Genomic DNA, 20,703 nt, shown 5'->3' with positions numbered 1-20,703 from the left:
CGTTCAGACCGGCTGCGCGTGCAGCCGGACACCAAGCGCTCGGGCCACCTTGAGCACGGTGGCGAAGCTGGGGTTGCCACCTTCGCTCAGCGCGCGATAGAGGCTCTCGCGGCTCAGGCCTGCCTCCTTGGCCACTTGGCTCATGCCCTTGGCGCGGGCAATGTCTCCCAGCGCACGTGCGATGCCCGACACATCGTCGGGCGCCTCTGTCAGCCAAGCATCAAGGTAGGCAGCCATTTCTTCGGGCGTACGCAGATGCTCGGCCACGTCATAGCTGGATGTCTTGGTCCTGGCAGCCTTGCCTGGCTGGGCGTCGACGTTGGCGGCGACAGCTGTGCGCTTGGTGGTCATGTTGAATCAGTCCTTGTAAGCCTCGGCCAGGCGAATGGCTTTGGCAATGTCACGCGGCTGGCTGGACTTGTCGCCGCCCGCCAGAAGGAGCAGCAGAAGCCGATCACCACGCAAGGTGTAGTACACGCGATAGCCAGGTCCAACATCCACTTTCAGCTCGGACACGCCGTGAGTCAGATGCCGGTGATCGCCTGGGTTGCCATGGATCAGGCGGTCTACCCGCATCAGGATGCGAGCGCGCCCTGACAGATCCCTCAGGCCATCTATCCAATCACGATACTCGTCGGTCTTTTCGACGCGCATGCCAAAATGTAGCCCATGAGCTACAAGCTGGCAAGCTCATCGTTGCCGGCCTTCATCGGGCGCATCACCCAACGCAGCCAGCCGCCGGTACAGCGTGCGCTGGCTCCAGCCCAGGGCGCGGGCCAGATCGGCGCGGCGGCCGGCATGGCGGGCCAGGTGCTGGCGCAGTTCATCGTCGGTGACGGCGCCGCTGCGGGCGCGGGCCAGCCCGGCATCGTCCGGTTGGACGCTCACCTTTTCAGCCATTGACGGCCCCGCCCGTCGCGCACCACCGGCCGGCCGCGCCCAGCCGGCTTCCAGCGCATCGGCCACGTGCGCGGCGGTGATCGTGTCGCCATCGCACAGCAGTGCGGCGCGCTCCACCACGTTGCGCAGCTCGCGCACATTGCCGGGAAAGGCCTGCTGTTCCAGCAGGGCCAGCGCGGCCGGCGCAAAGACCAGTCGGCGCGCACGCTGCGACGCATGGGCCACGCGCGCCAGCAGCGCAGCGGCCAGCAGGCGCACATCGCCCGCGCGCTCGCGCAGCGCCGGCAGGCGGATCGGGAACACGCTCAGGCGAAAGTACAGGTCTTCGCGGAAGCGGCCGTCGGCCACCATCGCCTGCAGATCGCGGTGGGTGGCGGCCACCACGCGCAGGTCAGCGCGCTTCAACTCCGTGCCGCCCACGCGGCGGAATGTGCCGCTTTCCAGCAGGCGCAGCAGCTTGACCTGGATGCTCAGCGGGATGTCGCCCACCTCGTCGAGGAACAGCGTGCCGCCATGCGCGCTTTCCACCAGGCCCGCCCGCGGGCCGCTGGCGCCGGTGAAGGCGCCGCGCTCATGGCCGAACAACTCGTTCTCGAACAGGGTTTCGGGCAGGCTGGCGCAGTCCACCACCACCAGCGGCGCACTGGCGCGCGGGCTTCCCTCGTGCACGGCGCGGGCCACCAGTTCCTTGCCGGTGCCCGATTCACCCAGCAGCAGCACGCTGGCCTGCGACGGCGCCACGCGGGCCACGCGCTCCAGCATCTGCTGGAAGGCGGGCGAGCGGCCGATCAGGCCCTGCACCGCCGTCCCACTGGCCGACCCTGTGGCCATCGGCAGCGCCTGCATTTGCTCGATGAAGAAGGCGGGCTGGCCGCTGGCATCGCGCAGCGGCGTCAGCGCGATCTGCACATAGGCCTCGCCCTGCGGCGTGTGGTGCAGGTGCAGCACCTGCTCGCGCTGGCCCGACCTGCGGGCACGGGCCAGCGGGCAGCTTTCGCCGGCCTGGTCGCACGGCACGTCGATGTGGTGCGACACGGCATGGCAGGTGCGGCCGACGACGCTGGCGCGCGGGCTGAACTGGCGCCGGTAGGCGGCGTTGGCGGCCAGGATGCGGTAGTCGGTGCCGAACAGGATGTGCGGCTCGGGCAGGGTCTCGAGGAAGGACAGCAGCTCGGGCGGCGGCGGGGTGGTCGCGGTGGGCTTGGCCATGGTGGCGGGCATCGTACGCCGGCACTGCCAGTTTGTCTGCCATGGCAGTGCCATTGGCAGCCAATGGCGGCTTGAGTGGCATCACATCGGGCGCTGCAGGCCGTTGCAGCCATCCGTCGAAAGCGCCGCAAGTGGCTGTCAGCGCTGGTGTTTTCGCACGCGGCCACTCGGCGCGGTGGCCCGGCTGGTGCCTGGCTGGTGCCTGGCACGCGGGTTGCGCTGTCTTGACCATGGTCACATCCACCCTGCCCCTCCCGCAGCCGCTGCCTGGCAGCGAACCCCAGGCCGCCGACCCCGAGCGCCGCACTTGGCTGATCGCCACCGGCGCGGCCGGCGGCGTGGCGGCGGCGGGCACGGCCGTGCCGCTGCTGTCCAGCTTCGCGCCCAGCGAGCGCGCCCGCGCCCAGGGCGCCGCCGTGGAGGTGGACATCGCCGCGCTGGCCCCGGGCCAGATGACCACGGTGGAGTGGCGCGGCAAGCCGGTGTGGATCGTGCGGCGCACGGCCGCGATGCTGGCCGCGCTGGGCGGCCACGATGCGCAGCTGGCCGATCCGGCCTCGGCGCGTGAGCAGCAGCCGGCCTACGCCACCAATGTGCAGCGCTCGACGCGGCCCGAGATCTTCGTGGTGATCGGCATCTGCACGCACCTGGGCTGCTCACCCACGGCCGTGCCGCAGGGCAGCGCGCACCCGAGCGTGGGCGGCGACTGGCCGGGCGGCTTCTTCTGCCCCTGCCACGGCTCCACCTTCGACGGCGCCGGCCGTGTGTTCAGGAACAAGCCCGCGCCCACCAACCTGGAAGTGCCGCCGCACCGCTACCTGAGCGACACGCGCCTGCTGATCGGCGAAGACGCCCAGGCATGAGCACCGCGCCGCAGGCCCCTGCCCCGCACACGGCCATCGAAACCCCGCATCCCCCATCCGCCATGAACGCCCACACCACCGCCGCCACCGCCGATCCGGGCGCCACGCCCCGGCCTGCCGAGACGGTCGAAGTCAAGCCCGTCTTCCTGTACCAGGCCCACAGGAAGATCTACCCCAAGGCCGTGCAGGGCCTGTTCCAGAACTGGCGCTGGGCCGTGGTGTGGATCACCCAGCTGGTGTTCTACGGCCTACCCTGGCTGAGCTGGAACCAGCGCCAGGCGGTGCTGTTCGACCTGGGCGCGCGGCGCTTCTACATTGGCCCGCTGGTGCTGTACCCGCAGGACTTCATCTACCTGACCGCGCTGCTGCTGATCAGCGCCTACGCGCTGTTCCTGTTCACCGCGGTGGCCGGGCGCCTGTGGTGCGGTTATGCCTGCCCGCAGACCGTGTACACCGAGGTCTTCATGTGGCTGGAGCGCCAATTCGAAGGCGACCGCGCCGCGCGCATGAAACGCGACGCCGGCCCGTGGACGGCCGACAAGCTGGCGCGCAAGAGCGGCAAGCAGGCCAGCTGGCTGGCATTGGCCGGCTGGACGGGCTTCACCTTCGTCGGCTACTTCACGCCCATCCACACGCTGGCTGCGTCGGTGATTGCCGGCACGCTGGGGGCGTGGGAGATCTTCTGGGTGCTGTTCTACGGCTTCGCCACCTACGGCTTTGCCGGCTACATGCGTGAGCAGGTGTGCAAGTACATGTGCCCGTACGCCCGCTTCCAGAGCGCCATGTTCGACAAGGACACGCTGATCATCAGCTACGACAGCGCCCGCGGTGAGCCGCGCGGCTCGCGCAGCAAGAAGGCCGATCCGTCGCAGCTGGGCCTGGGCAGCTGCGTGGACTGCAACCTGTGCGTGCAGGTGTGCCCCACCGGCATCGACATCCGCAAGGGTCTGCAGTACGAGTGCATCGGCTGCGCCGCCTGCGTGGATGTGTGCGACCAGGTGATGGACAAGATGAACTACCCGCGCGGCCTGGTGCGCTATGCCACGCAGAACGGCCTGGCGCAGGGGCTCAGCCAGAGCCAGATGCTGCGCCGCATGGCGCGGCCGCGGGTGCTGGTGTACACCGCCATCCTGGCGCTGATCACGCTGGCCTTGGGCACCAGCCTGGCGCTGCGCACGCCGTTCAAGGTGGACATCGTGCGCGACCGCGCCTCGCTGGCGCGCATGGTCGACGATGGCTGGGTGGAGAACGTCTACCGCCTGCAGGTGATGAACGCCACCGAGGCGGCCCAGACCTACCGCGTCAGCGCCGACGGCCTGCCCGGCCTGGTGGCCGACAGCCAGCCGCTGAAGCTGGGCCCGGCCGAGGCCCGCTGGCTGACGCTGGCGTTGCGCGTGCCGCCGCAGACGGTGCAGCAGCAAAAGGCCGGTGCGCACGAGGTCCATTTCACGATCGAGCGCGTGGCGCACGATGGCGACGCGGCCCGCTTACTGCGAGAAAAGAGCACCTTCATGATCCCGAGGTAAGGGCACCCCGGAGCTTCCCGCGCCTTGACACCTAAGTGACCACGGCGGCGCGTGAACGGGCCACACTGGCCCGCCATGAACCGCCTCGACAGCCTGAGCCTGACGCCCATCCCGCCCGAGGACGAGGCGCTGCGCGCCCCGGTGCGCGCCTTCCTGGCCGAACAGCTGCGCCACATGCCGGCCGTGCGCCGCGCGCGCAGCTGGAGCGGGCACGACGCCGCCTTCAGCCGCGCGCTGGCCGCCCAAGGCTGGCTGGGCCTGACGCTGCCACGTGACTACGGCGGCGGCGGCCGCAGCCCCTACGCCCGCTATGTGCTGGTGGAAGAACTGCTGAACGCCGGCGCTCCGGTGGGCGCACACTGGATCGCCGACCGGCAAAGCGGGCCGCTGATCCTGAAGTACGGCACCGAGGCGCAGAAGCAGCGCCACATCCCGGCCATCTGCCGCGGCGAATCCTTCTTCTGCATCGGCATGAGCGAGCCCGGCGCCGGCTCCGATCTGGCCAGCGTGCGCACCCGTGCCACGCGCCAGGCCGACGGCAGCTGGCGTCTGAGCGGCCAGAAGATCTGGACCACCAACGCGCACCAGTCGCAGTTCATGATCGCGCTGGTGCGCACCTCGGGCGCGCCGGAAGACCGGCATGCCGGCCTGTCGCAGCTGATCGTCGAGCTGGGTCTGCCGGGCATCACCATCCGTCCGATCACCGACCTGTCGGGCGACCGGCACTTCTGCGAGGTGTTCTTCGACGACGTGGCGCTGGACGCCGACGCGCTGATCGGCACCGAGGGCCAGGGCTGGGCGCAGGTGACGGCCGAGCTGGCCTACGAGCGCAGCGGCCCTGAGCGGCTGTACTCCAGCATGGTGCTGTTCGACGAATGGCTGCACTGGGTGCGCACGCCGCAAGGCCGCAGCGACGCCGCCGTGCAACTGGCCGGGCACATCGCCGCGCAGCTGGCGCCGCTGCGCGCGATGTCGATCGCCGTCACCGCCAAACTGGCTGCCGGCGAAAGCCCGGTGGTGGAGGCCGCACTGGTCAAGGACCTGGGCACCGGCGTCGAGCAGGCCATTCCGGCGCTGATCGCCGACGACCTGGCTTCGCGGCCCGAGGACTGCGAGCCGCCCGCCGAACTGCTGCGCACACTGGCCTATGTGACCCAGGTGGCGCCCAGCTTCTCGCTGCGCGGCGGCACGCGCGACATCCTGCGCGGCATGATCGCCCGCGGCCTCGGCTTGCGCTGAAAGGTTCCCCGATGACCGAAGCCACCGACACCCTGTTCTCCGACGCCCTGGCCGCGCTGCTGGCCGACCATTGCACGCCCGCCACCGTGCGCGCCATCGAGGCGGCCGTGGCCTCGACGAATGGCGCGGCCGCCCCACCCGCCTGGCAGCCGCTGTGGCGCGCGCTGGCCGACGCCGGCTTTGCCGATGCGCTGGTGCCCGAAGCCGCCGGTGGCGCCGGGCTCACGCTGGCCCAGGTGGCGCCGCTGTGGACGCTGTGCGGCGCCCATGCCCTGCCCGTGCCGCTGGCCGAGACCATGCTGGCCCGCGCGCTGCTGGCGCAGGCCGGCTTCGCCACGCCCGATGGCCCGGTGGCGCTGGCCCGCATGCGGGCCTTGCCGGACGGTGCGCTGCGCGCCCAGGGCGTGACGGGCGCGCGCTGCGCCGTGGCCGTGCTGGCCAGCGATGGCGCCCAGTACCGCCTGTTGCCGACGGCCGCCGCGCAGCTTGACGCCGCCGCCTTCGAGCTGGACGCCACCCTCACCTGGCCGGCCGCCGCCTGGGCTGCCGCGCCGGTGCTGCAGCCCCCTACCCTGCCCGATGTTCGTGAATGGCAAGCCCTGGTGCTGGCCCAGCAACTGGCCGGCGCGCTGGGCGCCGTGTTCGAGCGCACGCTGGCCCATGCCAATGAGCGCCAGCAGTTCGGCCGCGCGATCGGCAAGTTCCAGGCCATCCAGCACCAGCTGAGCGTGATGGCCGAGGAGGTGTTCGCCGCCCGCATGGCCGCGCAGATCGCCGGTTGGGCTGATGGCCACAGCCTGCGGCCCGACCCGCTGCGCGTGGCCACCGCCAAGGCGCGCTGCAGCGAGGCGGCCTTGCAGGTGGCGGCGCTGGCGCATGCCATTCACGGCGCCATCGGCTTCACGCGCGAGTTCGACCTGCAGCTCTACACCCGCCGCCTGCACGCCTGGCGCCAGGCTGCTGGCAGCGAATCGCACTGGCACCGCGTGCTGGGCGCAGCGCTGGTGGACGGCAGCAATGCACCGCTGCTGCACACGCTGCAGCGCATCAGTGACCATCCACACACGGCCTGAGCTTTCATCCATCCACGAACAGAAATACACAAAATGAGCGACTTCCTGCAGATCACCCGCGACGGCGCGGTCGTCACCTGGACCATGAACCAGCCGGCCACGCGCAACGCGCTGACCGGCAACACCGCGGTGGCCGAGTTCGTGGCGGCCATCGAGGCCGTGGCGGCCGACCGCACGGTGCGCGCGGTCATCCTCACCGGCGCCGGGCCGGTGTTCAGCTCGGGCGGCAACGTCAAGGACATGGCGCGCTTTGCCGACGCGGCCGAGGCCGGCACGCTGGATGCCGAGGCCGTGCGCAACGAGTACCGCCACGGCATCCAGCGCATCCCCAAGGCGCTGTGGCACCTGGACGTGCCGGTGATCGCCGCCGTCAACGGCCCGGCCGTGGGCGCGGGGCTCGACATCACCTGCATGTGTGACCTGCGCATCGCCAGCAGCACGGCCACCTTTGCCGAGAGCTTCGTGCGCGTGGGCATCGTGCCGGGCGACGGCGGCGCCTGGCTGCTGCCGCGCGCGGTGGGTGCGGCCAAGGCCGCCGAGATGGCCTTCACCGGCGACCCGATCACTGCCCAGGAGGCCCTGGCCTGCGGCCTGGTGAGCCAGGTGGTGGCGCCCGAGGAACTGATGAACGCCGCGCGCACGCTGGCCGGCCGCATCGCGCGCAACCCTGGCGGCGTGCTGCGCATGACCAAGAAGCTGCTGCGCGAGGGCGTGCACAACACGCTGGAATCGGTGCTGGAGACCTCGGCCGCCTACCAGGCCCTGGCCCACCTGGGCCCGGACCACCGCGAGGCGGTGCGGGCCTTCATCGAGAAGCGCCCGCCGATCTTCAAGGACTGAGCCCACCCGACCGGCGGGGTTTTGACGCGGGCACGAAAGACTGTATGAAAATACAGTCATGCCCGACCTGCACCGCAAGATCGAGATCCTGGCCGATGCGGCCAAGTACGACGCCTCGTGCGCTTCCAGCGCCGCGCCCAAGCGCGATTCGCGCGACCAGCGGGGCCTGGGCAGCACCTCGGGCATGGGCATCTGCCACAGCTATGCGCCCGACGGGCGCTGCATCTCGCTGCTGAAGATCCTGCTGACCAACTGGTGCCAGTACGACTGCCTGTACTGCGTCAACCGCGTCAGCAGCGACGTGCCCCGCGCCCGCTTCACGCCCGAAGAGGTGGTGGAGCTCACGCTCGACTTCTACCGCCGCAACCTGATCGAGGGCCTGTTCCTCAGCTCGGGCATCGTGCGCTCGCCCGACCACACGATGGAGCAGCTGGTGGAGGTGGCGCGCAGCCTGCGCGAGGACCACCACTTCCGCGGCTACATCCACCTGAAGACCATTCCCGACGCCAGCGACGACCTGCTGGCCCGCGCCGGCCGCCATGCCGACCGGCTGAGCATCAACATCGAGCTGCCTTCGGCCGACGCGCTGCGCGCGCTGGCGCCCGAGAAGGACGCGGCCGGCATCTCGCGCTCGATGGCGCGCATCCGCACCCGGCTCGATGAAACCGCCGCGGCCCGGCGTGCGCCCGTGGCGCCACGCTCGATGGCCGGTGCCACACCGCGTGTGCCGCGGCCGCCGCGCTTCGCCCCGGCCGGTCAGAGCACGCAGATGGTGGTGGGCGCCGATGCCAGCGACGACCGCAGCATCCTGAAGACCAGCGTGGCGCTGTACCGCCGCCACAAGTTGAAGCGGGTGTACTACTCAGCCTTCAGCCCGATCCCGCATGCCAGCCCGCGGCTGCCGGCGCAGGCCGCGCCGCTGATGCGTGAGCACCGGCTGTACCAGGCCGACTGGCTGATGCGCTTCTACGGCTTCGAGGAACACGAGCTGGTCACGCCCGGCGGCATGCTGTCGCTGGCCATCGATCCCAAGCTGGCCTGGGCGCTGGCCCACCCTGAGGCCTTTCCGGTCGACGTGAACCGCGCCCCGCGCGAAACCCTGCTGCGCGTGCCCGGCCTGGGCAGCACCTCGGTCGAGCGCCTGCTGGCCGCGCGCCGGGTGCGCACGCTGCGCCAGGCCGACATCGCGCGCCTGGGCACCGAATCGGCCCGCGTGCTGTGCTTCGTGGTGCTGCCCGACCACCGGCCCGATGCGCAGGCGCTGCAGCGCTGGCTGGCGCGCGACGGGCGGCGGCGCGCGGGTGACGCTGAGCCGGGGGATGCCGCCGCCATCCGGCCGGCCCGCAAGCCCTCGCCGCAGCTGGACCTGTTCGCCCCCGCGGTGGCGGTGCCATGAGCCGCACCGTGCACCTGGCCGGCCCCGACGACGTGGCCGGTGTGCTGGCCGCGCTGGCCGAGTTGCTGGTGTGCGACGTGCCCCCCGAGGCCGTGCGCTGGGACGATGGCTCGCCGCAGCAGACCGATCTGTTCGGCGACCTGTTCTCGGATGCGCCGGTGAATGATGCTCAACATGAGCGTCCATCGCACAGCGAGCGCGGCCGCACCCAGCGGGCTGATCTGGGCCTGCCCGCCGAAGCCGAGCGCCTGCTGCGCCAGGCGCTGCTGCATGCCGAGCCGCTGCGCTTTGCCTGGGTGCATGGCTATGCGCGCCGGCTGCACGCCGACCCGCGCATCTGGCTGGACCGCCTGCACCCCGACCGCCTGCGGCTGGAGCGCATGGCGCGCGAGGTCTCGCGCGAGATCCACAAGATGCACGCCTTCGTGCGCTTTCGCCCGGTGGCCGACGACGAAAGCGCCGCGGCCCAGGATGGCAGCACGGCGGGTACACCGGCCATCCGCCACGTGGCCTGGTTCGAGCCGGCGCACCCGGTGCTGCGCGCGGCGGCGCCCTTCTTCCAGCGCCGCTTTGCCGCGATGCGCTGGGCCATCCTGACGCCCTGGGGCAGCGTGCGCTGGGATCCCGATCCGGCGCTGCATGCGCCTGGCTCGTCCGACGAACCCAGCACCCCGCGCCCGCGCCCGCGCAGCACCCTGCACTACGGCCCGCCCGCGCGGCGCGAGGACGCGCCGGCCGCCGACGCCGGCGAGGCCCTGTGGCTGGCCTACTACCGCAGCACCTTCAACCCGGCCCGCGCCAACCCCGCGATGATGTGCCGCGAGATGCCGCCGCGCTACTGGCCCAACCTGCCCGAGGCGGCGCTGATCGGCCCGCTGCTGCGCGATGCCGCCGTCCGCACCGAGGCCATGCAGGCCCACACGGCCGACACGCAGCGGCGGCTGCCGGCGGCCGCACGCCGGCCACGCTAGCGGATGCGCGCATGAGCCGCTGAGCGGCCAGCGGCTGGGTACAGTCGTGCCCATGTCGTCGATGCCTCCCGCTGTTGCGCCCGCCGTCCCCTCCGCCTCCGCGGCCGATCCCATCGCCGACCCCGCCCCGCCGCGACGCCAGCTGGGCGTGTGGCATGCCATCTCGGTGTGCGTGGGCATGGTGGTGGGAGCCGGCATCTTCAAGACCTCGCCGATGGTGGCGCAGAGCCTGGCCAGTGACCAGGCGCTGTACCTGGCCTGGGCGCTGGGCGGTGTGCTGTCGGTGATCGGCGGGCTGTGCTTTGCCGAACTGTCGGCGGCCTTCCCCGATGCCGGTGGCGACTACCACTTCCTGCGCCTGGCCTATGGCCGGCGGCTGGCGCTGCTGTTCGCGTGGTCGCGCTTCGCGGTCATCCACACCGGCTCGATGGCGCTGCTCGCCTTCGTGTTCGGCGATTACCTGGGCCAGCTGGTGCCATTGGGACGCTACGGCAGCGCGGTGTTCGCCGCCGGCGCCATCGGCTTGCTGATGGCGCTGAACCTGCGCGGCGCGCGCTGGGGCCTGGGCACCCAGGTGGGGCTGATGCTGCTGGTGATCGCCGGCCTGCTGGCCGTGGGTGCGGCCGGCCTGAGCCTGGTGCTGCAGGGCCAGGCGCCGGCCACGCCGCTGGCCAACCCGGTGGTCACGGCCGATCGGCCGGCCTGGGGCGTGGCCCTGGTCTTCGTGTTCCTGGCCTATGGCGGCTGGAGCGATGCCGCCACGCTGTCGGCCGAGATGCGCGACCCGCGGCGCGGCATCGTCCAGGCCCTGCTGGGCGGGCTGGCCATCGTGGCTGCGCTGTACCTGCTGGCCAACTGGGCCTATCTGCAAGGCCTGGGGCTGGACGGCCTGGCGCGCAGCGAGGCACCGGCGGCCGAGCTGCTGCGCCGCGCCGCCGGGCCCTGGGGCGAGGTGGCCATCGTCGGCGTGGTGGCCATCACCTCGATCACGGTGATGAACGCCACGCTGATCGCCGGCGCCCGCACCACCTATGCCGCGGCGCGCGACCTGCCCCACCCCACGCGCCTGCTGGGCCGCCTGGGCGACTGGGACTTCGACCGCGGCGTGCCGCCCGGCGCGGTGCTGGCACTGGGCAGCGTGGCGCTGCTGCTGGTGGGCTTCGGCACCGCCACGCGCGGCGGCTTTGCCACCATGGTGGACTACCTGTCGCCGGTGTACTGGTTCTTCCTCACGCTGTCGGCGCTGTCGCTGATCGTGCTGCGCGTGCGCCTGCCGCAGGCGCCGCGGCCGCTGCGCGTGCCGCTGTTTCCGTGGCTGCCACTGCTGTTTGCCGGCTGCAGCGCCTACCTGCTGTGGTCCAGCGTGGTCTACGTCAAGGCCGGGGCCATCGCCGGCCTGGCCGTGCTGGCGCTGGGCGCGCTGCTGCTGTGGCCGCTGACGCGCAGCGCGCGCTGACGGCAGCCCGGCCGCCCTCCCCCGCTCTCGCTCGCTTTCCGTTTCTCAGCTTCGTCCTTCAACAACGCCTCATTGCCATGAACCGATCCCTGCCTCCCCTGAAACGCCGGCTCTCGCTGCTGGTGCTGGCCAGCCTCGGCGCCCTGCCCGCCTTCGCCCAGTCAGAGCCCGCAACGGCGGCCGAAGTCACCATCGTCGGCTCACGCGTCAAGGGCCGCACGGTGTTCGACAGCGTGGCCCCGGTCGACCGCTTCAGCGCCAAGGATGTCGAGCAGGCGCTCGGCGCCACCGGCGAAGTGGGCGCGGCGCTGCAGGCGCTGTCGCCGTCGATCAACCAGCCGCGCGTGTCGGCCAGCGGCAGCGCGGATTCGGTGCGCGTGGTACAGCTGCGCGGCCTGGCGCCCGACCAGGTGCTGGTGCTGGTGAACGGCAAGCGCCGCCACACCAATGCCGTGCTCGACCTGGAAGGCATCTTCCAGGGCACCGTGCCTGTGGACCTGAACGCCCTGCCCGGCAGCGCCATCGAGCGCATCGAGATCCTGCGCGATGGCGCCGGCGCGCAGTACGGCAGCGACGCCGTGGCCGGCGTGATCAACATCGTGTTGAAGAGCGGCGGCACGGGTGGCAGCGCCAGTGCCGATGTGGGCGCCTATCACACGAAGTTCGCGCCCACCGGCCGCACCATCACCGACGGCCAGACCGTGCAGCTGGCCACCGACCATGGCTTCAGCTTTTCCAACGGCGGCACGCTGCGCCTGGGTGCCGAAGTGAAGCGCCAGGCCGGCACCCACCGCGCCGGCCGCAGCGATGCCGGCTGGACCTCGTGGAACAGCACGCCCGAAGACCTGGCGCTCGATGGCCAGGTGCTGTTCAAGAGTGGCGACCCCAAGCTGCACGCGGCCAGCGCCTTTGCCAATGCCACGCTGCCGCTGGCCAGCGGCGTGCTGGGCTACGGCTTTGCCACGCTGCACACACGCGGCACCGAGGGCGCGGCCTTCTTCCGCTACCCCGGCGATCCGAACAATGTGGCCGCGCTGTACCCGGCCGGCTACCGCCCGGTGACGACCGGCAACGTGAACGACCTGGGCGCCACGCTGGGCGCGCGCTTCGACTGGGCCGGCTGGGCCAGCGATGCCAGCCTGCGCGTGGGTGACAACCGCTACGAGCAGGGCGTCCAGCAGTCGCTCAACGCCTCGCTGGGCGCGGCCAGCCCCACGCAGTTCCACCTGGCCACGCTGCGCTCGGGCCAGACCAGCCTGAACCTGGACGCCAGCCGCGCCTTCACGCTGGACGGCGGCCGTGCGCTGAACCTGGCGCTGGGTGGCGAGTGGCTGCACGAGACCTACCGCACCCGGCCGGGCGATGCCGCCTCGTACGCCGCGGGCAGCGTCACCAGCGCGCCACCGGGCGCCCAGGCCGGCCCCGGCCTGCGTCCCGAGGATGCGGTGTCCTTGAGCCGCAACGTGCGCTCGGTGTTCGCCGATGCCGAGCTGGAACTCAGCCGCGCCTGGCTGCTGGCCGCCGCGCTGCGTGCGGCCGACTACAGCGATGCCGGCAGTTCCACCACCGGCAAGCTGGCCAGCCGCGTCAAGCTCAGCCCCGCGTGGCTGCTGCGCGGCAGCCTGGCCACGAGCTTCCGTGCGCCGGCGCTGGCGCAGACGGGCTTCCGCTTCGCCACGCTGAACTTCAATGCCGATGGCACGGCGCTGCAGAACAACGCGCTGCTGCCGGCCAGTGACGCGCTGGCCCAGGCCTTCGGCGCGCAGGCGCTCAAGCCCGAGACCTCGCGCCACCTGTCGCTGGGCGCCGCGTGGCGCCCAGCCGCGGCCACCACGGTGACGCTGGACGCCTACCGCGTCAAAGTGCAGGACCGCATCACCCGCAGCAGCGACTTGCAGAGCGACGCGGTGAGCGACTGGCTGACCGCCCACGGCCGCAGCGACATCCAGAGCGTGGCCTTCCTGACCAATGCACTCGACACCACCACCACCGGCCTGGACCTGGCGGCCAGCCACGAGCTGCGCGCCAATGGCGGCGCGCTGCAGCTGAACGCCGCGCTGAACCTGAACCGCACCGTGCTGGACGCGGTGCGCCAGGGCTCGGCCGCACTCAGCGCCATCGACCCGGCGCTGACGCTGATCGGCGACGACGCACGCCTGCGCGTGACCCGCGGCACGCCACGGCACAAGCTGATCCTGGGCGCCGACTGGCAGCAGGGCCAGGCCGGGCAGGCCGGTGCCTGGGGCCTGAACCTGCGCGCCACGCGCTACGGGCCGGTGTGGGCCTATTCCTTCGACAGCGCGGCGCCGCTGGTGGACGGCGCCCCGGCCCAGCGCCTGGGCAACACCTGGGTGGTGGATCTGGAGGCGCGCTATGCACTGGCCCGCGGCCTGACCGCGAGCCTGGGCGCGGCCAACCTGTTCAACCGCTATCCGGCGCGCACCTATGCCGACAGCAGCTACGGCGGTGCGTTCCCGTACAACTTCACCGATCCCACCGGCCTGAACGGGCGCTACCTGCACGCCCGCCTGGCCTGGACCTACTGACCCGCAGCGGGCGCCGGCCGGTCCCAGCCGGCGCCATAGCGCGCGGTGGCATAGCGCTTCACCACCACCGAGCCCAGCATGCCGTGCAGCACATCACCCTGGGCGGCGCGGCGTGACACCACGGCACTGAGCAGGCCCTTCTCGGCCAGTTCGGCCAGGGCCTGGTCGACCCAGGGCTGGCGGTGCAGCGGATCGAGCGCGGCGATCTCGGCCTTGATCTCGGCGATGCGACCGGCCAGCCACTGGCCCTGCTGTTCATGCGCGGCCAGCGCCGGCGAGACCGGGGCGCCAGACAACGCAGCGGTGCCGCCCTGCCCGGTGATCGGCACGATGGGGGCGGCAGCCGCCGCCGAGACGGCCGACAGCGCCGTGACCGGTGCCGCGGCGGCACCCGCGGCCGGCGCACCCGACGCGGCCGACATGGCGCGAGGCAGCGGCGCGGCATCCGCCGCAGAGACCGCCGCCGCGCCCGTGCCGGCCACGGTCTCGGTGCCAGCGACGCTGGCGGCACCGGCCTCGTCGTGGCGCAGCAGCGAGCGCAGGTAGGAATAGGCGTTGTCCACGCCACGCAGCCGGCTGTTGCTGGCGCGGCGCTCGAGCACCTCCACCTTGTCACGCACCGCCGCCTCGCCAAACTCGTTGATCAGGCCTTCGAGCTTGGATTCGCGCACGCCCAGGCTCTCGGCGCGCAGCACCAGGTTGGCATCCACCGGCGCGGCCTCGCGCGTGGGCAGCCGGGCCGGCGCGCGCTTCTTGCGCACCGCGAACTGCGCCTCCACCACCGCCCTGCCCTCGCGGTGCTCGATCAGCTCGATCTCGAGGTCGGTCTCGCGGTTGATCTCCTCGATGGCGTCCTTCACGCGCTCGTTCTTGAACTTGCGCCACTCGCGCCGCTCGGCGCCAGCGGGCGCGGCGCTCAGCGCATCGGCCCACCACTGCACCGGCTTGCGGCTGGTGACGCCCGAGGGGTTGTCGCGGTAGCGCGCGCAGATCTCGTACAGCGCCAGCGCGGCATAGGTGCCCAGCTTGGCCAGGATGTCCAGGTCGATGCGCGCCCAGCGCGTGGGCTCCTTCAGCGCAGCCATCAGCGTGGGCGGGTAGGACCACGACACCCAGTTCTCGCCATGGCGGATCTCGATGGCCACTTCCGACAGCATCGAGAAGCCGCGCCACTTCACGCCATCGCCCGGCGCGGTGGATTCCCAGTCGACCTCGAGCCCGCGCATCTCGCGCAGGTAGCGCTTGGCGGCGGTGCGGTCTTCGCCACTGGACCCGGTGGTGCGCAAAATGGCGGGCAGCGGCGCCTCGAACATGTAATCGGCCGGTGGCATGCTGCTCATGGCCGCCAGGCGCGACTGCGCCACCTGCAGCAAGGCGTTGTAGATGCGCCGGCCGGTGAGCGTGACCCGCTTGGCCCGCGGCACCAGCACGATCATCTCGTGCGGCTTGCGCAGTTCGGTGCCGGTGTCGACACCGGGCACCAGCACCGGTGTGGCCGAGGCGGGCTCGGGCAACGGGGTGGGCGCCGGCGGGGTCGAACTGTCCATGCGCAATGATATGTCCTTCTTCGATTGGACAGACACCGCCGCCGCATCGCCGGGACGGTTCCATCCGCTTGTCCCAAGCCGGTAAAAAGCTGGACATCGGGCCGGAATCGGCGCATTCGTCAGGCGGTAAAAACCTGGACAGTCGGCCAGAACGCCCGCACTCACCCGCGCCCGGGCTGTCCGGTAAGAACGCGGACACTTGCCAAAGCGACTGGAACAGCCCGTTCGGCCCATCGGGGCCGTGTGCCAGCCGTCACACGCGCGCGGTGCGGGTAGTCAGCGGACGCCAGGCGGTTAAAACACGGACAGAAGCGGTAAGCGCACGGACGGATGCGGTAAGCATCCGGACAAGTTGCTTGAAAAAATTTCTGCAAGTACTTGTTTTAAATGGATAAATTGACTTATCCACAGGCGCTTAATCTTTTGAAGAAGATGAACTACCTTTGAATCTCCCCCGGGAGATGTGAAGATCTTTGGGAAACCCCAGGGTTCAAGGCCTCCACGAAGTGTCCGCAGATGCCCCGGCCCCTGTTCAATGCACCGTCCGTCATGCGATTTTCGGGTGGATGGGCAGATAATCGCAGGTACTGCATTGAACGGGGACTCTCCTGATGGATGGCAAGAAGACCGTGCTGGCCGATGGCGCCCGGCCAGGCACCGCACCGATCCGCCGGCAATCGCTGGCCGACATCGAGCTGCAGGCCGCCCGCATCGCGGCGATGATGACGCAGATCCGCGCGACCATGCTGTCGCCCAACGCCGCCAAGACCGCCCCCACGGTCAGCGCCGCGCAACTGGCCGCGCTGTGCGGTGTGGACAAGAGCAAGATCGCCTACCGCCTGACCCGGGGCGACCTGCCCGAGGGCCACATGGTGGGCAACCGCCGCGAGTGGCGCATGGACGAGGCGCGCGACTGGGTGCGCGCCTTCCGCAGCCAGCACCTGCGGCCCGAGCACGCGGCCGGCACCACGCTGACCGTGGCCAACTTCAAGGGCGGCGTGGCCAAGACCACCTCGGCGGTGACGCTGGCGCAAGGCCTGTCGATGCGCGGCCACCGCGTGCTGGTGGTCGACCTGGATCCGCAGGGCTCGGCCACCACGCTGTTCGGCGTGCTGCCCGATGCCGAAGTGGAGCCCGAGCACACCGCCATGCTGCTGTTCGGCGGCCAGCAGGAAGACCTGAGCTACGCGGTGCGCCCCACCTACTGGCCGGGCATCGACCTGGTGTGCGCGGCGCCGCTGCTGTTCGGCGCCGAGTTCGCGCTGCCGGCGCGCCAGACGCGTGATCCGGGCTTCGAGTTCTGGCGCTGCCTGGACCGCGGCCTCGACCAGGCCCGTGCCGACTACGACGTGATCGTCATCGACACGCCGCCCTCGCTGTCGTACGTGACCATCAACGCGCTGATGGCGGCCGACGGCGTGATCATGCCGCTGCCGCCGTCGGCGCTCGACTTCGCCTCGTCGGCGCAGTTCTGGGACCTGTTCTCCGACCTGTGCAACCAGCTGATCCGCAGCCGCGGCCAGGACAAGACCTTCGAGTTCATCGACGTGCTGCTGTCGCGCGTGGAGTCGTCGGACGCGGCCAGCTCGGTGGTGCGGCAGTGGGTGCTGGAGGGCTACACCGAGAAGGTGCTGCCGATCGAGATCCCGAAGACGGCGGTGACGGCCACCGCGTCGGCCGAGTTCGGCACGGTGTACGACCTGCCACGCGGCGCGATGAACGCCAAGACCTTTGCCCGCGCCCGCGACGCCTACGATCGCATGTGCGAGCTGGTGGAACAGCAGATCGTGGCCGTGTGGGCCATGCAGGTGGAACAACTGGGAGGCTGAGCAGATGGCGAGCAACAAGCTCACGGCCAAGGCGGCCAAGCTGGACTTCAGCGCCCTGCCGGGCGCCCTGCCCTCCCCCGTGGCGCCGTCGCCCGGTCCCGGCGGTCAGCCGGCGCCTGCGGCCGCCGCGTCGGCACCGGCCGGCACGCCGGCGGCTCCCGCGGCGGTGGTCCATGAGCCGATGGGCTTGCACCGCCCGAAGACGGCGCCTGGCGCGATGATGGCCTTTGCCACCGACGCGCGCTCGGACCTGATGCGCGAGAACGAGAGCCTGCGCGCCAAGGCGCAGGAGGCCGATGCGCTGCGCGGCCAGCTCGACGAGGCGCTGGGCGATCTGGCGCAGTGGGACGGCGCCAAGGCCGCCCGACTGCTCGACCCGCGCCAGGTGGACGCCAGCCGCTTTGCCAACCGCCATGCGCTGAACTACGCCACGCCCGAGTTCGCCGCGCTGCGCGCCGAGATCGAGAGCGCCGGCGGAAATGTGCAGCCGATCAAGGTGCGCCGGGTGGTGGCGGCCGAAGGGGCGGGCGGGGTCACGGGCGAGGGCGCCGCGGCCGAGGGTGAGCGCTACGAACTGGTGTTCGGCCACCGCCGTCACCGTGCCTGCCTGGAACTGGGCCTGCCGGTGCTGGCCGTGATCGACAACCTGGACGATCGCGCGCTGTTCGTCGAGATGGACCGCGAGAACCGCGCCCGCAAGGATCTGTCGGCCTGGGAGCAGGGGATGATGTACCGGCGGGCGCTGCAGCAGGGCCTGTTCCCGTCCAACCGCAAGCTGGCCGAGGCCATTGGCGTGGACCTCAGCGCGCTGGGCAAGGCGCTGGCGCTGGCCGATCTGCCCGACGCCATCGTGCAGGCCTTCGCCTCGCCACTGGCGCTGCAGTTCCGCTGGGCCAAGCCACTGGCCGACGCGCTGGCCAGCAACCCGGACGCCGTGCTGGCCTGCGCCACGGCCCAGGCGTCAGGCCCTGCCGATCGCAAGCCCAAGGACGTGTTCGATCGCCTGGTGGCCGCTGGCCAGAAGGGGGTGGAACCGTTCCACCCCCCGCAGACCATCACGCTGGAACACGACGGTGTGGCCGTCGGCACGGTGAGCCAGGGCAGTCGTGGCGAGGTGAGCATGTCGCTGAAGCCGGGGCAGGTGCCGGCCGAGAAGCTGGTGGCGCTGGCCGAATGGATCGACGAGTTCCTGCGCAAGCCCAAGGGCCGGCGCTGAGGTTCGAGCCAACGCGCTGACGGTCGACCAGGCACTCGCCTTGGGCCAGCAAGCAGAAGGGGGTGGAACCGTTCCACCCCCTTCTGCTTTTCAGGCATCGGTCGGGGCCGGCGAATCCAGGCCGCGGGCCAGGCGGCTGTAGGCGGCGGCAGATGCGCGGCTGCGGTGGCCCATCTGCTGCTGCAGCGTGGGGCCGGCCACGCCCTCGGCCGCAGCACGCAATCCGTAGCCGTTGCGCAGCCAAATCGTCGAAACCTGCCGAAGTCGCAGGGCCTCATCCGGTTTGAAGCTGGACAGTTCGTCGGCGCAGTGGCTGAAGGCCTGGGCGAACAATTCATACAGGCGCGCTGCGGACAGTGCGGATTCAGTGCGCAGCTGGGCAAGCAAGGGAGCCTGGTGCGACGCGCCAGCGGCTGGGGCGTCCAGCGGGCGGCTGTCCAGGTAGTTGCGCAGGGCGTGCGTCACGTGCGCCGGCAGTTGCACCAACCGGGCCTTGCAGCCGAGGCCATCGGTCACCTGCAGCCAAGTCTCGACGACGCCAGTCACTGCCGTGTCCGCGTCGGGTGTTCTCTGCAGCCAACCGATGCGGGCGGCCGCCAACTCGGCCGGCCGCAACCCCGCATCCAGGGCCAGGCAGAGCATGGCGCGCAGCCGCAAAAGGGCGGGCGTGCGGCCCTGCTGCCGGATGCGGAGGTCGATCCACTGCCTCAGTTCAATTTGCAAGTCGAGATCCAGCGCACGCGGCAGGCGCAGGCCGGGTGCACGCTGGGTCGGCACGCGCAAATTGGCCGGCTGATCGGCCGGCTGATCGACCGGCGGGGTGGCTTCCTCAACTGTCCAGCCATTAACCGCCAGGTAGCCCTGGGCCTGCCACCAGGCGAACAACCCGCGCAGGATGCCCAGCGCCATCGACCGCGAGCGCTCGGCCAGCGGACCTTCGAACGGGCGCCAGTCATCGTGCCAGCGCGGCGTGCCGCGGGGCGCCGTCCAGTCTGCTGGCGGGGCGGCCAGGAACGCAGCGTAGGCGTGCAGGTCGGCCGCGTCCAGCGACGACACCGGCTTGCCCGCGATCCACAGCGCCCACAGCGTCAGGCGCTCGGCCTCCTTGCGGTAGGCGCGCCAGGTGGCGCTGCCCGCGGTGCGCAGCGACAGCCAGGCCTGCAAGGCCTGCAGGTCGTCGGCCGCCGCGATGCGCAGGTGCGCCGGCGCGGCGCGGAAGCGGCCGTTGCTGCCGGTCAGGCCGGCCGGCACGCGCAGCCGCTCCAGCGGCACCGGGCGGGCTGGCATTGCCGCACGCCGCATCAGGCTAGGGCGGTCGAGCTGGTGGGGCGGCGTCAGGGCCCAGGCGGGCAGGGCACCCAGCGTGCGGGCATGTTCCTGCCACCACTGGGCCAGACGCTGCGCCGCCGCCGGCCCCACGCGCTCGACACCCCGGTGCCAGTGGTAGCCCCGGGCCTGAATGCGCTGCTTCAAATCGTCCAGCCGGTGCAGGCCGGCCCGCGCCAGCCGCGCGGCCAGGCGCTCGTCCAGCCAGGCGCCCACCGCATCGTCGGGCCGGGGCTCGCGCACGGCCACGGTTTCCAGCCACTGCAGCGCGGCCACCTGGCGCGCGCGCAGGCGCTGCCGGCGGCGTGCGCCGCTGCGCGCATCCGGCGCGCCGTGCGTGGCCTCGTACAGCTCCAGCAGTTCGGCTTCGGAGTAGAAGTCCTCGGGCTGTTGCGCGCGGAAGTCGTCGAGGCTGGGCCGGTCCGTCCCAGCCTCGGCCATGGCCTCGGGGTCGCGGCGCAGCAGCGCGGCCAGATCGGCTCGGCCTTGCGCGCGGGCCACGCCACGCAGCACATCCAGCAGGCGTTGCAGCTCGGCGCGCACCCGCCGGCCGTCGGCGGGCTGGCCTTGTCCGATGTAGCGCTGCCAGGCCTGCGCGGCGTCCAGGCCTTCGGCCCAGGCGCGCACAAAGGCCATCTGGTGCGATCCCAGACGGCGCGTGGCAGCCGCCGACAGCACCGGCTGGGCGCGGGGCTTCGGTGAGGGCGTCACGCGTCGCTGCCGCGGACCTGTCGCCTAGCGACTGAGCAACCCGATCGCTCGCCCA

General features: G+C 71.5%; 16 protein-coding genes. 11 read left to right on the top strand and 5 right to left on the bottom strand.

What is annotated here, in order from left to right:
- Window positions 1-3: 3 nt before the first annotated feature.
- Genes AACH10_RS13355 through AACH10_RS13345 form a run of 3 tightly spaced genes read right to left on the bottom strand, consistent with a single transcriptional unit; the run spans window position 4 to window position 2,109 of the window.
- The gene (locus AACH10_RS13355; RefSeq protein ID WP_341410921.1) at window positions 4-351 is read right to left on the bottom strand and encodes an addiction module antidote protein; all 348 of its coding nucleotides are present in this window, start codon (window positions 349-351) and stop codon (window positions 4-6) included.
- A gap of 6 nt (window positions 352-357) precedes the next feature.
- Window positions 358-654 carry a type II toxin-antitoxin system RelE/ParE family toxin gene (locus AACH10_RS13350; protein ID WP_341410920.1) on the bottom strand — a complete coding sequence of 99 codons (297 nt, stop codon included), beginning with the start codon at window positions 652-654 and terminating at the stop codon, window positions 358-360.
- Between the two features lie 36 nt (window positions 655-690).
- On the bottom strand, window positions 691-2,109 hold the full coding sequence (locus tag AACH10_RS13345; RefSeq protein ID WP_341410919.1) for a sigma-54 interaction domain-containing protein: 1,419 nt from the start codon (window positions 2,107-2,109) through the stop codon (window positions 691-693).
- Window positions 2,110-2,339: 230 nt separating this feature from the next.
- Between AACH10_RS13345 and petA the strand changes: the two genes are divergently transcribed.
- The 9 genes from petA (at window position 2,340) to AACH10_RS13300 (ending at window position 14,019) form a co-directional block, all read left to right on the top strand.
- Window positions 2,340-2,972, top strand: a complete 633-nt coding sequence (petA, locus tag AACH10_RS13340; protein WP_341410918.1) for a ubiquinol-cytochrome c reductase iron-sulfur subunit — start codon at window positions 2,340-2,342, stop codon at window positions 2,970-2,972.
- 62 nt (window positions 2,973-3,034) lie between these two features.
- The gene (gene ccoG / locus AACH10_RS13335) at window positions 3,035-4,498 is read left to right on the top strand and encodes a cytochrome c oxidase accessory protein CcoG (RefSeq protein ID WP_341410917.1); all 1,464 of its coding nucleotides are present in this window, start codon (window positions 3,035-3,037) and stop codon (window positions 4,496-4,498) included.
- 75 nt (window positions 4,499-4,573) lie between these two features.
- Entirely contained in the window at window positions 4,574-5,737 is a 1,164-nt protein-coding gene (locus AACH10_RS13330; RefSeq protein WP_341410916.1) for an acyl-CoA dehydrogenase family protein, read from the top strand.
- Between the two features lie 11 nt (window positions 5,738-5,748).
- A complete protein-coding gene (locus AACH10_RS13325; RefSeq protein ID WP_341410915.1) occupies window positions 5,749-6,810 on the top strand; it encodes an acyl-CoA dehydrogenase family protein in 1,062 nt (353 codons plus the stop codon).
- A gap of 33 nt (window positions 6,811-6,843) precedes the next feature.
- A complete protein-coding gene (locus AACH10_RS13320) occupies window positions 6,844-7,650 on the top strand; it encodes a crotonase/enoyl-CoA hydratase family protein (RefSeq protein WP_341410914.1) in 807 nt (268 codons plus the stop codon).
- Between the two features lie 58 nt (window positions 7,651-7,708).
- A complete protein-coding gene (locus AACH10_RS13315; RefSeq protein WP_341410913.1) occupies window positions 7,709-9,046 on the top strand; it encodes a putative DNA modification/repair radical SAM protein in 1,338 nt (445 codons plus the stop codon).
- Entirely contained in the window at window positions 9,043-10,017 is a 975-nt protein-coding gene (locus tag AACH10_RS13310; RefSeq protein WP_341410912.1) for a TIGR03915 family putative DNA repair protein, read from the top strand. The genes AACH10_RS13315 and AACH10_RS13310 overlap by 4 nt, the downstream gene beginning before the upstream one ends.
- A gap of 52 nt (window positions 10,018-10,069) precedes the next feature.
- Window positions 10,070-11,473: an APC family permease gene (locus AACH10_RS13305; protein ID WP_341410911.1), complete on the top strand. Its 1,404-nt coding sequence runs from the start codon at window positions 10,070-10,072 to the stop codon at window positions 11,471-11,473.
- A gap of 77 nt (window positions 11,474-11,550) precedes the next feature.
- On the top strand, window positions 11,551-14,019 hold the full coding sequence (locus tag AACH10_RS13300) for a TonB-dependent receptor plug domain-containing protein (RefSeq protein WP_341410910.1): 2,469 nt from the start codon (window positions 11,551-11,553) through the stop codon (window positions 14,017-14,019).
- Here the strand turns inward: AACH10_RS13300 and AACH10_RS13295 are convergent.
- Window positions 14,013-15,566 (bottom strand): replication initiation protein, encoded by a 1,554-nt coding sequence (locus tag AACH10_RS13295; protein ID WP_341410909.1) that lies wholly within the window; start codon window positions 15,564-15,566, stop codon window positions 14,013-14,015. The genes AACH10_RS13300 and AACH10_RS13295 overlap by 7 nt on opposite strands.
- A gap of 611 nt (window positions 15,567-16,177) precedes the next feature.
- Here AACH10_RS13295 and AACH10_RS13290 point away from each other — a divergent pair.
- Both AACH10_RS13290 and AACH10_RS13285 read left to right on the top strand, forming a co-directional pair.
- Complete coding sequence (locus AACH10_RS13290) at window positions 16,178-17,395, top strand: AAA family ATPase (RefSeq protein ID WP_341410908.1); 1,218 nt, start codon at window positions 16,178-16,180, stop codon at window positions 17,393-17,395.
- A 4-nt stretch (window positions 17,396-17,399) separates the two neighbouring features.
- Window positions 17,400-18,611, top strand: a complete 1,212-nt coding sequence (locus AACH10_RS13285; RefSeq protein ID WP_341410907.1) for a ParB/RepB/Spo0J family partition protein — start codon at window positions 17,400-17,402, stop codon at window positions 18,609-18,611.
- A gap of 90 nt (window positions 18,612-18,701) precedes the next feature.
- On the opposite strand, the gene AACH10_RS13280 is transcribed toward AACH10_RS13285, so the two are convergent.
- Window positions 18,702-20,648 carry a phage integrase family protein gene (locus AACH10_RS13280; RefSeq protein WP_341410906.1) on the bottom strand — a complete coding sequence of 649 codons (1,947 nt, stop codon included), beginning with the start codon at window positions 20,646-20,648 and terminating at the stop codon, window positions 18,702-18,704.
- Between the last annotated feature and the right edge of the window lie 55 nt (window positions 20,649-20,703).

Source organism: Pseudaquabacterium inlustre (genome assembly GCF_038066595.1).
Lineage (GTDB): Bacteria > Pseudomonadota > Gammaproteobacteria > Burkholderiales > Burkholderiaceae_C > Pseudaquabacterium > Pseudaquabacterium inlustre.
This window is presented reverse-complemented; position numbering and strand designations above follow the sequence as displayed.

Excerpts from the sequence above, each read along its gene's own strand:
- AACH10_RS13355 (WP_341410921.1), bottom strand. The coding sequence starts at position 351 with ATGACCACCAAGCGCACAGCTGTCGCCGCCAACGTCGACGCCCAGCCA.
- AACH10_RS13350 (WP_341410920.1), bottom strand. The coding sequence starts at position 654 with ATGCGCGTCGAAAAGACCGACGAGTATCGTGATTGGATAGATGGCCTG.
- AACH10_RS13345 (WP_341410919.1), bottom strand. The coding sequence starts at position 2,109 with ATGGCCAAGCCCACCGCGACCACCCCGCCGCCGCCCGAGCTGCTGTCC.
- petA (WP_341410918.1), top strand. The coding sequence starts at position 2,340 with ATGGTCACATCCACCCTGCCCCTCCCGCAGCCGCTGCCTGGCAGCGAA.
- ccoG (WP_341410917.1), top strand. The coding sequence starts at position 3,035 with ATGAACGCCCACACCACCGCCGCCACCGCCGATCCGGGCGCCACGCCC.
- AACH10_RS13330 (WP_341410916.1), top strand. The coding sequence starts at position 4,574 with ATGAACCGCCTCGACAGCCTGAGCCTGACGCCCATCCCGCCCGAGGAC.
- AACH10_RS13325 (WP_341410915.1), top strand. The coding sequence starts at position 5,749 with ATGACCGAAGCCACCGACACCCTGTTCTCCGACGCCCTGGCCGCGCTG.
- AACH10_RS13320 (WP_341410914.1), top strand. The coding sequence starts at position 6,844 with ATGAGCGACTTCCTGCAGATCACCCGCGACGGCGCGGTCGTCACCTGG.
- AACH10_RS13315 (WP_341410913.1), top strand. The coding sequence starts at position 7,709 with ATGCCCGACCTGCACCGCAAGATCGAGATCCTGGCCGATGCGGCCAAG.
- AACH10_RS13310 (WP_341410912.1), top strand. The coding sequence starts at position 9,043 with ATGAGCCGCACCGTGCACCTGGCCGGCCCCGACGACGTGGCCGGTGTG.
- AACH10_RS13305 (WP_341410911.1), top strand. The coding sequence starts at position 10,070 with ATGTCGTCGATGCCTCCCGCTGTTGCGCCCGCCGTCCCCTCCGCCTCC.
- AACH10_RS13300 (WP_341410910.1), top strand. The coding sequence starts at position 11,551 with ATGAACCGATCCCTGCCTCCCCTGAAACGCCGGCTCTCGCTGCTGGTG.
- AACH10_RS13295 (WP_341410909.1), bottom strand. The coding sequence starts at position 15,566 with ATGGACAGTTCGACCCCGCCGGCGCCCACCCCGTTGCCCGAGCCCGCC.
- AACH10_RS13290 (WP_341410908.1), top strand. The coding sequence starts at position 16,178 with ATGGATGGCAAGAAGACCGTGCTGGCCGATGGCGCCCGGCCAGGCACC.
- AACH10_RS13285 (WP_341410907.1), top strand. The coding sequence starts at position 17,400 with ATGGCGAGCAACAAGCTCACGGCCAAGGCGGCCAAGCTGGACTTCAGC.